At 65.8% G+C, this 13,552-nt stretch carries 15 protein-coding genes; 5 read left to right on the top strand and 10 right to left on the bottom strand.

Going from position 1 to position 13,552, the window contains the following annotated elements; translation table 11 throughout:
- Window positions 1–26 precede the first annotated feature (26 nt).
- Window positions 27–851: an aspartate dehydrogenase gene (locus tag XH81_RS32635; RefSeq protein WP_028145502.1), complete on the top strand. Its 825-nt coding sequence runs from the start codon at window positions 27–29 to the stop codon at window positions 849–851.
- A 4-nt stretch (window positions 852–855) separates the two neighbouring features.
- Here the strand turns inward: XH81_RS32635 and XH81_RS32630 are convergent, their stop codons facing one another.
- The 9 genes from XH81_RS32630 to XH81_RS32590 form a co-directional block, all read right to left on the bottom strand.
- The gene (locus XH81_RS32630) at window positions 856–2,160 is read right to left on the bottom strand and encodes a PQQ-dependent sugar dehydrogenase (protein ID WP_028145501.1); all 1,305 of its coding nucleotides are present in this window, start codon (window positions 2,158–2,160) and stop codon (window positions 856–858) included.
- 143 nt (window positions 2,161–2,303) lie between these two features.
- Window positions 2,304–2,513, bottom strand: a complete 210-nt coding sequence (locus XH81_RS32625; RefSeq protein WP_028145500.1) for a hypothetical protein — start codon at window positions 2,511–2,513, stop codon at window positions 2,304–2,306.
- A gap of 248 nt (window positions 2,514–2,761) precedes the next feature.
- On the bottom strand, window positions 2,762–3,388 hold the full coding sequence (locus XH81_RS32620; protein ID WP_028145499.1) for a methyltransferase family protein: 627 nt from the start codon (window positions 3,386–3,388) through the stop codon (window positions 2,762–2,764).
- A 27-nt stretch (window positions 3,389–3,415) separates the two neighbouring features.
- The gene (locus tag XH81_RS32615; protein WP_028145498.1) at window positions 3,416–4,447 is read right to left on the bottom strand and encodes an NAD-dependent epimerase/dehydratase family protein; all 1,032 of its coding nucleotides are present in this window, start codon (window positions 4,445–4,447) and stop codon (window positions 3,416–3,418) included.
- A gap of 28 nt (window positions 4,448–4,475) precedes the next feature.
- The gene (locus XH81_RS32610) at window positions 4,476–4,994 is read right to left on the bottom strand and encodes an Mpo1 family 2-hydroxy fatty acid dioxygenase (RefSeq protein ID WP_028145497.1); all 519 of its coding nucleotides are present in this window, start codon (window positions 4,992–4,994) and stop codon (window positions 4,476–4,478) included.
- A 172-nt stretch (window positions 4,995–5,166) separates the two neighbouring features.
- Window positions 5,167–5,838: an OmpA family protein gene (locus tag XH81_RS32605; RefSeq protein WP_028145496.1), complete on the bottom strand. Its 672-nt coding sequence runs from the start codon at window positions 5,836–5,838 to the stop codon at window positions 5,167–5,169.
- Window positions 5,838–6,254 (bottom strand): hypothetical protein, encoded by a 417-nt coding sequence (locus XH81_RS32600; protein ID WP_028145495.1) that lies wholly within the window; start codon window positions 6,252–6,254, stop codon window positions 5,838–5,840. The genes XH81_RS32605 and XH81_RS32600 overlap by 1 nt, the downstream gene beginning before the upstream one ends.
- Window positions 6,255–6,342: 88 nt before the next feature.
- Complete coding sequence (locus tag XH81_RS32595; protein WP_028145494.1) at window positions 6,343–6,630, bottom strand: type II toxin-antitoxin system HicB family antitoxin; 288 nt, start codon at window positions 6,628–6,630, stop codon at window positions 6,343–6,345.
- 9 nt (window positions 6,631–6,639) lie between these two features.
- Window positions 6,640–9,255: an ATP-dependent helicase gene (locus XH81_RS32590; protein WP_097668402.1), complete on the bottom strand. Its 2,616-nt coding sequence runs from the start codon at window positions 9,253–9,255 to the stop codon at window positions 6,640–6,642.
- A 236-nt stretch (window positions 9,256–9,491) separates the two neighbouring features.
- On the opposite strand from XH81_RS32590, the gene XH81_RS32585 reads away from it, so the two are divergent.
- Window positions 9,492–9,665 carry a DUF1328 domain-containing protein gene (locus tag XH81_RS32585; protein ID WP_018319670.1) on the top strand — a complete coding sequence of 58 codons (174 nt, stop codon included), beginning with the start codon at window positions 9,492–9,494 and terminating at the stop codon, window positions 9,663–9,665.
- A gap of 16 nt (window positions 9,666–9,681) precedes the next feature.
- Here the strand turns inward: XH81_RS32585 and XH81_RS32580 are convergent, their stop codons facing one another.
- Window positions 9,682–10,188 carry a thioesterase family protein gene (locus tag XH81_RS32580; protein WP_028145492.1) on the bottom strand — a complete coding sequence of 169 codons (507 nt, stop codon included), beginning with the start codon at window positions 10,186–10,188 and terminating at the stop codon, window positions 9,682–9,684.
- 83 nt (window positions 10,189–10,271) lie between these two features.
- On the opposite strand from XH81_RS32580, the gene XH81_RS32575 reads away from it, so the two are divergent.
- The 3 genes from XH81_RS32575 (at window position 10,272) to XH81_RS32565 (ending at window position 13,524) form a co-directional block, all read left to right on the top strand.
- The gene (locus tag XH81_RS32575; protein ID WP_028145491.1) at window positions 10,272–11,696 is read left to right on the top strand and encodes an FAD-binding oxidoreductase; all 1,425 of its coding nucleotides are present in this window, start codon (window positions 10,272–10,274) and stop codon (window positions 11,694–11,696) included.
- Between the two features lie 135 nt (window positions 11,697–11,831).
- A complete protein-coding gene (locus tag XH81_RS32570; protein WP_271596755.1) occupies window positions 11,832–13,118 on the top strand; it encodes a Spy/CpxP family protein refolding chaperone in 1,287 nt (428 codons plus the stop codon).
- Window positions 13,119–13,152: 34 nt separating this feature from the next.
- The gene (locus XH81_RS32565; RefSeq protein WP_028145489.1) at window positions 13,153–13,524 is read left to right on the top strand and encodes a hypothetical protein; all 372 of its coding nucleotides are present in this window, start codon (window positions 13,153–13,155) and stop codon (window positions 13,522–13,524) included.
- Window positions 13,525–13,552 lie beyond the last annotated feature (28 nt).

Raw genomic sequence — 13,552 nt, 5'->3', positions numbered from 1 at the left:
GGAAGCTCGGACCAGAGGTGAGTGCGATGACTGAACAGAGAGCTTCGAGCGCGTTGCGGGTCGCCATTGCCGGGCTGGGCTCGATCGGCACGAAGATCGCGACCGCGCTCGATCAGGGCATTGAGGGACTGGCGCTGTCGGCGGCGGCTGTGCGCGATCCCGCCAAGCATCAGGCCTTCATCGGCGGTCTGCGTCATCCGCCAAAGATCCTGCCGATCGATCAGCTCGGCGAGGTCGCCGACATCGTGGTCGAGTGCGCACCGAGCAGCCAGTTGCGCGCGATCGTCGAGCCCGCCGTGAAGCGCGGCAAGGCGGTGGTCGTCGTGAGCGTCGGTGGCTTGCTCGACAATTTCGATCTCGTCGATCTCGCCCGCGCCAATGGCGGCCGCATCATCGTGCCGACCGGCGCGTTGATCGGGCTCGACGCCGTCAACGCCGCCGCAATCGGCACCATTCATTCCGTGAAGATGGTGACGCGCAAGCCGATCGACGGGCTGAAGGGCGCGCCCTTCATCGTGCAGAACAAGATCGACATCGACAATCTAGGCGAGCCGCTCAAGCTGTTCGAGGGCAGCGCACGCGAAGCGGCGAAGGGCTTTCCGGCGAACGTCAATGTCGCCGTTGCGCTGTCGCTGGCGGGAATAGGGCCCGATCGTACCGAGATCCAGGTTTGGGCCGACCCGACCGTGACGCGCAACGTTCACCGCATCGAGGTCGAGGCGGATTCGGCGCGGTTCTCGATGGGCATCGAGAACATCCCATCCGAAAATCCAAAGACCGGCCTGATCACCGCGCTGTCGGTGATCGCGCTGCTGAAGAAGCAGCGCGCCACGCTGTGTGTGGGGACGTGATCCTTTACGCGCCCGTGACGCGCCAGATCACGTTGCCGACGTCGTCCGCCATCAGCAGTGATTTCTTGTCGGGGCCGATCACGACACCGACCGGGCGGCCGTAGGATTCCTTCTCGTCCGGGGACAGGAAGCCCGACAGGATGTCGCGACCGGGGCCGGACGGCTTGCCGTTCTCGAACGGGATGAACACCAGCTTGTAACCGGACAGCGTGCTGCGATTCCACGAGCCGTGCTGGCCGATGACCATGCCGTCGGGGAAGCCCGGCAGCGTGCCTGCGGGCATCCAGCACAGGCCGAGCGAGGCGGTGTGGCCGCCGAGCGCGTAGTCCGGTTGAAGCGCCTTGGCGACCATCGCAGGATCCTGCGGCACGCGGTCGTCCACCGTCTTGCCCCAATAGCAATAGGGCCAGCCGTAGAAGCCGCCGTCGCGCACCGACGTCAAATAATCCGGCGGCGTCTCGTCGCCGAGCCCGTCGCGCTCGTTGACGACGGTCCAGAGCACACCCGTATTCGGCTCCCACGCAAGCCCGACCGGGTTACGCAGGCCCGCGCCGAAAATGCGGTGCGTGCCGGCAACGAGGTCGAGCTCGTAGACCGCGGCGCGGCCTTCCTCGACCTCCATGCCCATCTCGGCGATGTTGCTGAGCGAGCCGACTCCGGCATAGAGCTTCTTGCCGTCGGGGCTTGCCAGCAGGCTGCGGGTCCAGTGTCCGCTTGGTTTGAACGTCGTGAGCCGCTTGCCCGGCGCGGTGATGCGGTCGGCACCCGCGACATAGGGAAACGCCATCACGCCGTCGGTATTGCCGACATAGAAGGTCTCGCCGACCAGCGCCATGCCGAACGGCTGGCTGAGATTTTCCATGAAGGCGCCGCGTTGCTCGGCGACGCCGTCGCCGTCCTTGTCACGCAGCAGCGTAATGCGGTCGGCGGACACGCCGAGCGCCGCGGCGCGCCGCATCGTTGCCTGCATCGCGTAATGAAACACGCTGCGCGGTGCGCCCGCGATCTGCGTTGCCTCCGCAATCAGCACGTCGCCATTGGGCAGCACCTCGATCCAGCGCGGATGGTCGAGCCCGGTCGCGAACGCGTTGACCTTGAGCCCGGGCGCGACCGTCGGCTTCTGGCCCTCGCTCCAGCCGCGCGCGGTCGGCATCTTCAAGGTCGGGATCGCGCCTTGCGGCTTGGCTTCGGGAATGGCGGGCTTCTCTCCCCAGGCCGGCGCAGGCACGGTGCCCGACAGCTTCCGCCATTGCAGTGCGACGCCGCCGAGGAGCGCAACGAACTGCGCAAAGATGCTGGAGAAGGTCATGAGAGGGCCCCTGTTTGCGCGCGCATCCAACTGGCTGACGGGGCAGACGTCAACCTGTGCGAGGCGCCGGCCGGGCCTATTCCCGCGGAATGGCAGCCGATCGATTTTGCATGGGACGAACGCTGGCGGGGCTTGCCCGGAGATCAGCGAGGGATCTGCCGCTCCAGTCGCCGTGCCGCACGAAAATCGTTGAGGTGATGGATGTTCGGCACCAGCGCGGCCTCCTTGGACAGCAGATGATAGACCCGCGCCACCGTGCGCTGCTTCTGCTTCGGTCGCCCGCGCGGCAGCGCCCGCGCCTTGCGGACAGCGGCGATCGCATGCTCGCGAAAATAATCGTAGGCGTCCGACATGGCTCGATGCTCGCGCAGGTGGCAGCTGTCGAGGGATAACGGGCTTGGGGAGGGGCGGTTCCTTGGTGCGTCCAAGCACGCGCTTGGTGCCCCGGACGCAGCCCGGCGCGTCTTCGCGGTGCGATGCAGAGCCGGGGCCCATCTCACCGCCATGTAGTACGTCGCTATCTGGGTCCCGGCTCTGCGCAGCAACGCCAAGGGCGTTGCAGCGCGTCCGGGACACGAGAGTGAGGCGAGCTGCTAAGCCCTCACCGCGGCGACAGGAACGGGATGATCATCGGCACGCGGCGGCAATAGGCACCGTAGGCGTCTTCGCCAAGCTCCTTGGAGAGGAACACCTCTTCCATCCGGCCCTTCTGCCACATGCCGAGCGAGATCAGGATCGCGCCGAGGATCGCGGTGACGGTGCCGACTGCGATGCCGGTGGCGAGCATGCCCGCGATCAGGCCGGTGTAGATCGGATGGCGCACGATGCCGTACGGCCCGGTGTCGACGACGCGGTGGTCTTCTTTGTGGGTGATGGTGTTCGACCAGAACTTTCCGAGATGCAGCCGTCCCCACCAGGTGAAGGAGATGCCGGCAAGCACGATCAGCGCCGTGATGTAGACGGCGGTATTGCTGAACACCCAGAGCGGCTTCTCACCGAGCACTTCCGCGGTCCACGGCGTGAACAGGATGCCGCCGACCAGGATCGGGATGCGATAGCGGCCCGACTCCAGCGTCAGCACCTGCTTCTGGGTGCGGCCCTGCCAGAACGAGGCGCCGACCCAGCTGGCGAGCCAGGCGAGCCAGATCAGGGCGAGCAGTTGCGTCGGCCAGGTCGTGGTCCAGCCACCCCAGGCGACAGAGAGAAGCTTGCTGAAATCGAAGGACATGAAGGTTCTTTGCGTTGGGCGGCGGCTTCAGCTCGCGCGCGAGGAGAGCGCGTGATGCTTGATGGCGCCGGAGGGCTGCTGGCCGTTGCGGGCGAGCAGATGGGTGATGGTTTCGCGCAGCACGGGCTCGATCGGACGCGGCGCGTAACCGAGCTCGGTGCGCGCCTTGCCGATCGAGAGGTCGCTCGCCGCGAGCGCAATGCGCACGCCCTCGGCGGTGCCGTTGGGCGGCCGGCGCGTGACACGATCGGCGAGGTATTCGAGCATGATGCCCGAGAGCTCGGCGATCTTGCCGGGCACGACGACCGGGAACTGCCGGCGGCCGCTCATCGCCGACATCATCCGCAGGATGTTGCCGAGCGGGACGCAGTCGCCGCCGAGGATGTAGCGCTGGCCGATGCGGCCGCGCTCCATGGTCAGCACGAGTCCCATGGCCACGTCGCGGACGTCGACGAGGTTGACCAGGAAGTTGAGATGCGGCTGCACCTTCTTCTGCAGGAAGTACCACAGCATCGCCGTCGGCGGCGTCAGATTGTGGTCGGCCGCGCCGATCGGCATGGTCGGCGTGCCGATCACGAGCGGAAAGCCGCTGGCCGCCGCGTTCGCGGCATGATGCTCGGCGAGCGACTTCGACCGCGTATAGGCGCCCGGCATCGCGTCGGCCGGCTGTAGCGCCTCTTCGGCGGCTGCGCCTTTGAGGTCGGAATAGGGGAACAGGATCGATTCCGTCGAGCAGTGCAGGAAGCGCGACACGCCGCGCTTCATTGCGGCCGCGAGCACGATTTCGGTGCCGCGACAGTTGACCTCGTGAAAGTCCTGCTTGTTGGCGACCCACATGCCGGGCAGGCCGGCGAGGTGATAGACCTGATCGACCCCGGCGATCGCAGTATCGACTGCTGCGCCGTCGAGCACCGAGCCGTGGACGAATTCAACGTCCGCGTTGGCCGCGGCCGGCGCGCGGACATCGAGAACGCGCACCCGCTGCCCACGGGCGCGGAGCGCTTCGACGAGGTGATGTCCGATGAAGCCACTGCCACCGGTAACCAGTACGAGAGCCATGCAGAAGGTTGCTGTTTCGCGTCTAGAGCTATCGGGTTGAAAGGGAATTGGCCGGAAGAGGCGCCAGAATCGCGGCAAGGTCGCGACGGAAGCCCAATGCAATGAATAATTTTGCCATCACGAACATCGGTCCAAGCAAAAGATGCGAAGGAAAAGTGAACAACGAGGCTTCGCGGCCCTCAAAAACCTTGTGACCGATGGCCTGCGCGGCGAGGCCGAGCGCCACCAGGGCGGCGAAAATCGCCCACATCGTCGCGGTGCCGACTTGCGCCGCAACGGTCGTCGCAACGGAAAACAGCACGATCGAGACCGCCAGAATGCCGATCCCGAGCGCCACATCGAGCAGCAGCCAATATATCAGGACCGGCAACGCCAGGATCACCGCGAGGCTGACATCGAAACCGAACAGCGGAAGCCTGACCAGCGTCAGCGGCATCACGGCGCCGGTGAACAACAGGAGAATACCGACCACATGCATCGCCGTGTTCCGGGGGTCGCGATGGTACTCGACATAAACGGCAAGTTGGCGCTGAAAATAGCCACCCATTTCGGTCTCATGCAGCACGGGGTCGGGGAAGGGCGAACAGAGGCTATAGCACTGGACCGGGCGGTGCACAAACCGGCGCTTTTGTCGCGTGAAACCGCATTTGTGCGCCCCGAACAGGCTACAAAACGATCGGGACTTCAAAGGGTTCCGTCGGGTGCGAAGTTGCGTTTGCTCAGCGCTTCTTGGCGGGCTTTTTCGCCGCAGGCGCAGGCGCCGCAGCCGGATGCGCAGGCGCCTCCTCGGGCACCTTGGCGTAGGTCAGGATCTGCAACTGGCCGTTGACGGCCGAGGTCGGCTTGGCCCGGTCGAGAAACTGCTCCTCGCCGAGCCCGATCGGATGCAGCCGCTTGGTCGAGATCTTGAACGTGTTCACCAGCACGTCGCGGATCGCGTCGGCGCGGCGCTGGCTCAGGATCGCGTTGGCCTCGCGCGTCTTCGAGTTGGATTCGACGTGGCCGACGATCAGGAACGTGTAGGGCAGCAGCGAGGAATGAACCAGCGCGTCCGCGATGCGGCCGACGGTCTGGTAGGAGGCCGGCTGGATGATCGGCGTGTCGGCATCGAACTGGATCTGCGCGTTGAAGGCGGGAAGCTTGGCGAGGTCAGGCGCGATCGGCGGCCGGTTCACCGGACCCGGATCGTTCTTGATCCTGGCCTTGGCGCGCTCCATCACCTGCTGCTTCAGCGCGGGAAGGTCGACCTCGGCGGCTTCTTCGAAATGGTTGAGCTTGCCGACGATGTCGTCGCGGGTCGGCGCCGCCGTCTGGGCACCGGCAGCGCCCGCGAGCAAAGCGAGGCCGAGCGCGACCGCAGTTCCGGCAATGAAAAGCCTGCTCGCGCGCATCAGCGGTACCCCGCGTCGTCGACGGCTTTCAGGCAGTTGTTGCTGATGCCCTTGGGCGTCGAAACCAGGCAGGGGATCGACTTGCTGGTCTCCTTGGTCGAGCCGCCGCAGACCTTGACGATCTCGCGCTGGCAGGCGTTCGCCACCGTAACACGCGCGGCGACGCGCTTCTGGATGGCGTCGAACGCGCCGAGATAGTCGCTCGCGCACTGCTGGGACAGCACGTCGCGGTTGCGCGACAGGCACTCCTTCAGGCGGGTCGAGTCCGGGTTGACGCCGCGGCAATTGGCGACGATTTCCGCACCGCAGCTCTTGGCGAGGAGCCCGATCGAATCGCCAAAGCTCATGGTCTCCGCCGCTGCAAGCGACGGCATCCCCAATGCCAGCAAGATCAGTGTGATGGAGCCCCGGACCATGGCTGCATCTGATACGGGGAAGTTCGGGCTGGTCAAGGGCTGTTCGGACGAGAACTGTCGAAGGCCCGGCGAGTGCGGCGAACAGTCCTCACTCGTCGGCGTCGTCGCGGGGCGGCCATTCGATCAGGGCGACCGTGTGTTTCCTGAGGTCGTCGGCGAACTCAGGGTTGACCTTGAGCTCGTCCAATGTTCTGGGCGGAGGAAGCTGCCGGCCGTCCGCGATCAGCTCCTGCGCATAGAAGGCGAGTGCCTCGGGTGCACTCTCCAGGGCCTCCTCGACATCGTCGCCGCCGGAGATGCAGCCGGGCAGGTCGGGAAACCACAGGCTGACAGCGTCGGGATCGGTGTCTTCGATGATGGCAACATACTGAGCCATATCGGGCGCTCACGCCCGCTGCACAAAGCTGTCCACGACCTTCTTCTCGCCGGCCTTGTCGAAGGCGATGGTGAGCTTGTTGCCGTCGATCTTGGTGACGCGTCCGTAGCCGAATTTCTGGTGGAAGACGCGGTCGGAGAGCGAGAATTCGGAAGTTGTGCCGGTGGATTTGGCGACCAGCTCGCCCTCGATCGTCAGGGGACCGCGGCGGCGCGAGGAGAAGCTGCCGAAGTCGGGGCCTGATGACGAGGAGGATGAGAACGTCGCAGCCTCTTCCTCGAAGCCGCCGCTTCCAACGCTGCCGCCACCGCCGCCATTGCGGCCGCCGCCCCGGTTGCGGTTGGCCTGGGCGCGCTGCCAGCCCGGCGTCGAATAGGTGGAGCCGAACGCCTCCATGTCGTCGAAGCGTGAGGCGCCGTAGCCGCCGGTGCCGCCCCAGGCCGAGCCGCCCTTGGATTCGGTGATCTCGACATTGGCCGCCGGCAGTTCGTCGAGGAAGCGCGACGGGATCGTGGTCGACCAGGTGCCGTGGATCCGGCGGTTGGTGGCGAAATAGATCATGGCGCGGCGGCGGGCGCGGGTCAGGCCGACATGGCCGAGCCGGCGCTCCTCCTCGAGGCCGGCGCGGCCCTGTTCGTCCAGCGTGCGCTGGCTCGGGAACAGGCCTTCCTCCCAGCCCGGCAGGAACACGTTGTCGAATTCGAGCCCCTTGGCCGAATGCAGCGTCATCAGCGACACCGCGTCCTCATCGGCGCCGCTGTCGCGGTCCATCACCAGCGAGATGTGCTCGAGGAACCCTTGCAGGTTCTCGAACTCCTCCATCGAGCGCACCAGCTCTTTCAAATTCTCCAGCCGGCCTGCGGCGTCCGCCGAACGGTCCTTCTGCCACATCTCGGTATAGCCGCTCTCGTCGAGCACGATCTGGGCGAGGTCGGTGTGCGCGGTGACCTCGCGCTGGGCGCGCCAGCGGTCGAACTGGGCGACGACCTCGCGAAGCGAGCCGCGTGCCTTCGGCTTCAGCTCGTCGGTCTCGACTACGGCGCGCGCCGCTTCGAACAAGGGAATGCGGCGCTTGCGGGCGTGGTCGTGCAGCATCTGCACGGTGGCATCGCCAAGGCCTCGTTTAGGCACATTGACGATACGCTCGAAGGCGAGGTCGTCGGCCGGCGAGTTGATGACGCGCAGGTACGCCAGCGCATCGCGGATTTCGGCGCGCTCGTAGAAGCGAGGGCCGCCGATGACGCGATAGGGCAGACCGAGCGTGACGAAGCGGTCTTCGAACTCGCGCATCTGATAGGAGGCGCGCACCAGGATCGCGATCTCGTTGAGCTTCTCGCCCTTGCGCTGGATCTGCTCGATCTCCTCGCCGATGCCGCGGGCCTCCTCTTCGGAATCCCACGAGCCCGTGACCGTGACCTTCTCGCCGTCCTGGTCCTCGGTACGCAGCGTCTTGCCGAGCCGGCCTTCATTGTGCGCGATCAGGTGCGAGGCGGCGGCGAGGATGTGGCCGGTCGAGCGATAGTTGCGCTCGAGGCGGATGACCTTGGCGCCGGGAAAATCGTGGTCGAAGCGCAGGATGTTGTCGACCTCGGCACCGCGCCAGCCATAGATCGACTGGTCGTCGTCGCCGACGCAGCAGATGTTTTTGGTGGGGGGCGTCTGCTCCCTCGCCCCGCTTGCGGGGAGAGGGTTGGGGTGAGGGGGAGTCTCCACGAGCGCGGTGCTCGGAGAGTCCCCCTCACCCGCCGCGCTTTGCGCGTCGGCCTCTCCCCGCAAGCGGGGAGAGGCGAAGGACGGGGACGACGGCGCCTGCGACAGCAGCCGCAGCCACAGATACTGCGCGACGTTCGTATCCTGGTACTCGTCGACCAGGATGAATTTGAAACGCTGCTGGTACTGCCGCAGAATATCCGGATGCTCGCGGAAGATGCGGATATCTTCCAAAAGCAGATCGCCGAAATCGGCTGCGTTCAAAATCTTCAGCCGCTCCTGATAGCTCGCATAGAGCTTGCCGCCCTTGCCGTTGCCGAAGACGGCGGCTTCGCCTGACGGCACCTGCGACGGCATCAGGCCGCGGTTCTTCCAGCCGTCGATCAGGCCGGCGAGCATGCGTGCTGGCCAGCGCTTGTCGTCAATGTTCTCGGCCTGCAGCAGCTGCTTCAGCAGCCGCACCTGGTCGTCGGTGTCGAGCACGGTGAAGTTGGACTTGAGCTGCGCCAGCTCGGCATGGGTGCGCAGGATGCGGCCGCCGATGGAGTGGAAGGTGCCGAGCCACGGCATGCCCTCGACGGCATGGCCGAGCATCTGGCCGAGCCGGTGCTTCATCTCGCGCGCCGCCTTGTTGGTGAAGGTCACCGACAGGATCTCGGCGGGGCGGGCGCGGCCCTGGCTCAGGATATGGGCGATCCGCGTCGTCAGCACGCGCGTCTTGCCGGTGCCGGCGCCGGCCAGCACCAGGACCGGGCCGTCCAGCGTCTCCACGGCCTCGCGCTGCTCGGGATTGAGCCCGGACAGATATTTCGGGCCCACCGAGGCGCGCGCACGCGCGGCGATGCCGCCGGCTGCGGGTTGGTGGTCGGGGACGTTCTGGGACGTGATCTTGCTCGGCTCGGTCATGCGAATCATTGGCCCCACGATGGCACCGCGGGGTGGCGGAAGGGAGCCTTCTAACAGGGATGGTGCCTATATGGGGCGGCGGAATGAGGTTTTCCACGTGCGCGGCAGGCCAATTTGTTCCTGCGGGCCTTTCGAATTTCCACCCTGCGCGGATCGGAACCATCGTTCCCGCCTCGAGATTGTCTGGGCAGGTGGCGCGGCCAGCCGCGCCAAACGCAGACAGACATCAAGACGAGGATTTGACCATGCTTGGCTGGGTTGTGACGTTTCTGGTTATCGCATTGATCGCCGGCATCCTGGGCTTCGGCGGCATCGCCGGCGCCTCGATCGAGATCGCCAAGATCATCTTCTTCATCGCGGTCGTTCTGTTCCTGGTCTCGGCCGTGGTCGGCCTGGCCCGCGGCCGCAACAGGGTCTAGTGCGCCGGATCACGCGCTACCGCTTCGAGGGCATCGCCACGTTGCGGCCGATGCCCTCGGGGCGCGAGACCGCGCTGTGGGCCTTTGTGACCGCAGCGATGCGCTCGCTTATATCCGGCGGAAAAGGCGCAACCTTGCGCGAGTTCATGTCCATATGAAGCGACATGTTCTCGGACGTCGCCGACAGCCAGCCTTCGCTTGCGTGCCGCATCTCCTCGAACGTGTGCAGCCGCTTGTCGTCGGCCTCCAGCAGCCAGACCAAGATCTGCACGGGATCGCCGAGGTGGATTTCGCGCAAGTAACGCACGTGGCATTCGGCGGTGAAGGTCGAGCCGTGGCGTTCCTTCATGTAAGTCGGCCCGATGCCGAGCTCGGCCCAGAGCTGGTCGATCGCGCGGTCGAACATCACGTTGTAATAGGCCATGTTGAGATGGCCGTTATAATCGATCCATTGCGGCTCGATCTGCATGATCGAGGCGCGGAATGGCTGTGCTTGGGGCGCTGAGGCGGCGGTCTCCGGCATGTTTCCTTCCAGCTATGCGTCCGGTCGCTTGACTTGACCGGTTTTATGTCCTTTGCCACGGTTCTTCTGTCGGGAGGAATTCCGTGGGTACGACCATCACCAATAATCCGCCGCGGCCGGAGCCGAAAGCCCTCGCGAGCGCACTGGAGCAGCTTGCCGCACGCTTCGGCAACCGCCTCATCACCTCGCAGGCCGTGCGCGAGCAGCACGGCCATACCACGACCTGGATTCCCAACCAGCCGCCTGATGGCGTGGTAATGGCGCAGGAGACCGCCGACATCCAGGACGTGGTGCGGATCTGCGCCAAGAACCGCGTCCCCGTCATTCCTTTCGGCACCGGCACCTCGCTCGAGGGCCAGGTCAACGCGCCGGCCGGCGGTATCTCGATCGACCTGCGTGACATGAATAAGGTGCTCGCGGTCCACGCCGAGGACCTCGACTGCGTGATCCAGCCCGGCGTCACCCGCAAGGCGCTCAACGAGCATCTACGCGACCAGGGCCTGTTCTTCCCGATCGATCCCGGCGCGGATGCCTCGCTCGGCGGCATGGCCTCGACCCGCGCCTCCGGCACCAATGCAGTGCGCTACGGCACCATCCGCGAGAGCGTGCTGGCGCTGAAGGTGGTGCGCGGCGACGGCGAGATCATCACCACGGGCACGCGCGCCAAGAAGTCATCCGCCGGCTACGACCTCACCCATCTGTTCGTCGGCGCCGAAGGCACGCTCGGCATCATCTCGGAATTGACCATCCGCCTGCGCGGCATCCCCGAGACGATCGCGGCCGGTGCGGTGTCGTTCGAGAGCGTGCACGGGGCCTGTCAGGCCGTGATCCTGGCGATCCAGACCGGCATTCCCGTGGCGCGCATCGAGCTGCTCAATGCCGCGCAGGTGCAAGCCTGTAACGCCTATTCGAAGCTGACGCTGCCGGAGACGCCGCTGCTCCTGATGGAATTCCACGGCAGCGAGATCGAGGTCGCCGAGCAGTCCAAGGCGTTCGGTGAGATTGCGAGGGATTGCGGCGGCGGCGAATTCTCCTGGACCACCAAGCCGGAGGATCGCACGAAGCTGTGGCAGGCGCGGCACGACGCCTATTGGTCGGTGAAGGCGCTGCGGCCCGGCGACAGCATCGGCGTGGTCGCAACCGACGTCTGCGTGCCGATCTCGCGGCTTGCCGATTGCGTCAGCGAGACCGAGGAAGATCTCAAGCGCCTCAATCTGTTGTCGCCGATCGTCGGCCATGTCGGCGACGGCAATTTCCATTGCTCGCTGGTCTGCGACACCAACGACGCGGCCGAGATGGCGCGCGGCGAAGAGTTCATGCATCGCCTGGTCGAGCGCGCGCAGGCGATGGACGGCACCTGCACCGGCGAGCACGGCATCGGCCAGGGCAAGCAGAAATACCTTAAGGCGGAACTCGGCCCCGAGGCGCTCGATGCGATGCGGGCACTGAAGAAGGCACTCGATCCGCTCAACATCTTCAACCCCGGCAAGATCGTGCCGGAGGCGTAGGCCTTCGGCACAACAAAGCCGCCGCAGGGCCCATGCCGTCCACCGGTCGGGGGGCGGGAACTTTCGGCAATCCTGTCGGTTCCAATTCCCGCCAAGTTCCGATGCCTCAATGGCGCGGCTCTGCGGGAGGATGCGATGGTGCGACCGGTCATTGGAATTGCCGCGATGGCGCTTGCCTGCATGCTGGCGGGCGCGGCTCTGGCGAAGGGCGGACATGGCGGTGGCCATGGAGGCGGGCATGGCGGTGGCCATCACGGCGGCGGACATTTCCGTGGCCACGGCGGTGGACATGGGCATGCCGGCGGGCATCATCGCGGCATGCGGTTCACGTCCGGGGTCCGACGCGGCGGGCCCAACTTCGGTCAGATCCGCAATGCGGCGATCCGCCCCGCGAGCTTCCGCAATGCCCTGAACACCAGCGCATTCCGGAACGGCCGGCTGATCAGCAATCCGGCAGCGCGTACACAGATCGTGGCAGCAGCCGCATTGGCCGGCTGGAGCGGCGCAAGCAGCGGATGGTGGCAGCATGCGGGCGGCGGCTATGGCTGGGTCGGGCCGCTGTTCTGGCCGTTCGCCTATAACGACCTTTACGACTACACGATCTGGGGCGACGGGCTCGGCTTCTGGGGGTACGGCTATCCGGACATCTATGCAGGCATTTTCGGCCCCTATGGCTATGATCGCCTGTCGGCCTATCTGCCGCAGCAACCGCAGGGACGACGACGGGGGCGTAGCGCACCGCTCGATCAGCTCTGCGGCAGTGACCGCCGTGCCATCGCCGGACTACCGATCGATCAGATCGCATCCGCGGTGCAGCCGACAGATGCGCAGGGCGCCGCTCTCGATGCGCTCGGCAATGCCTCAGTCGACGCGGCAGCGCTGATCCGCACATCCTGTCCGACGCAGGCCGCAGCGACGGCGCCCGGCCGGCTCGCAGCGATGCAGCAGCGCATCGAGGCGATGCAGAAGGCTGTCGAGCTGGTCCAGCCCGCGCTCGACCAATTCTATGGCTCGTTGAACGACGAGCAGAAGGCGCGCTTCAATGCGCTGGCCGAGGATCAGCGTCGTGCGACGGCACCGAACAATGCGAGGGAAGCGTCGGTGCAGTCTTGCAATGTGACCGCCGCGTTCGATTGGCCCGGTGCTGCGATCGATGAGAGGCTTCGTCCGAGCGACACCCAGCGTGCGGCGCTCCAGGTGCTCCAGGATACCAGCGCCAAGGTCAGCGCATCGCTCAAGGCGGGCTGCGAGCCCAATGATGTGATGACACCGCCGGCACGCATGGCCACAATCCGCAAACGGCTCGATGCGATGCTGGACGGGATCAAGTCGGTGCGCGCGGCGCTCGATGATTTCTACGCCACGCTCAACGACGAGCAGAAGGCGCAGTTCGAGGCGATCGGGCCGCGCCGCACGTCCTGAATAGTGCAAGCCAATAAAGGCCACGGGTGGGGCAATGAAGTGGTTTGCAAGGCGGCAGCCGGCCGACATCTGGGATGAGCCGATCCAGGGACCGATCGGCGATATCGACGCGGCGGAGCGCATTCGTAACATCTGCGAGGCTGCGAGAGCGGGCGCGGAGGCTGTCGGAGGCTCCGCACAGGCTGATAAGCGCGAACGTGAGCGCTTTGAACGTGCAGCCCGCGTCGCGATGGAAATTGCGATGAAGATCGCAGACGATCTGATGCGCGACGATGCGGTCCGCCGCATCGTCGACCTCTGCGTGAAGGCAAATGATATCAAGACGGCGCAGATCCTGTTTCGCGCGATCCAGGCGGGCTGGATCCGGGAGGCCGTCCAACACGACTATCCGGCGCTGGCGCAGTAGATCCGGCTCGCGCGTCGGGCGCGAGCCA

The sequence above is a fragment of the Bradyrhizobium sp. CCBAU 25360 genome (assembly GCF_028128695.1).
Lineage (GTDB): Bacteria > Pseudomonadota > Alphaproteobacteria > Rhizobiales > Xanthobacteraceae > Bradyrhizobium > Bradyrhizobium ottawaense.
Note: the sequence above shows the minus strand (reverse complement) of the source record. Positions and strands in the feature narration are given on the sequence as shown.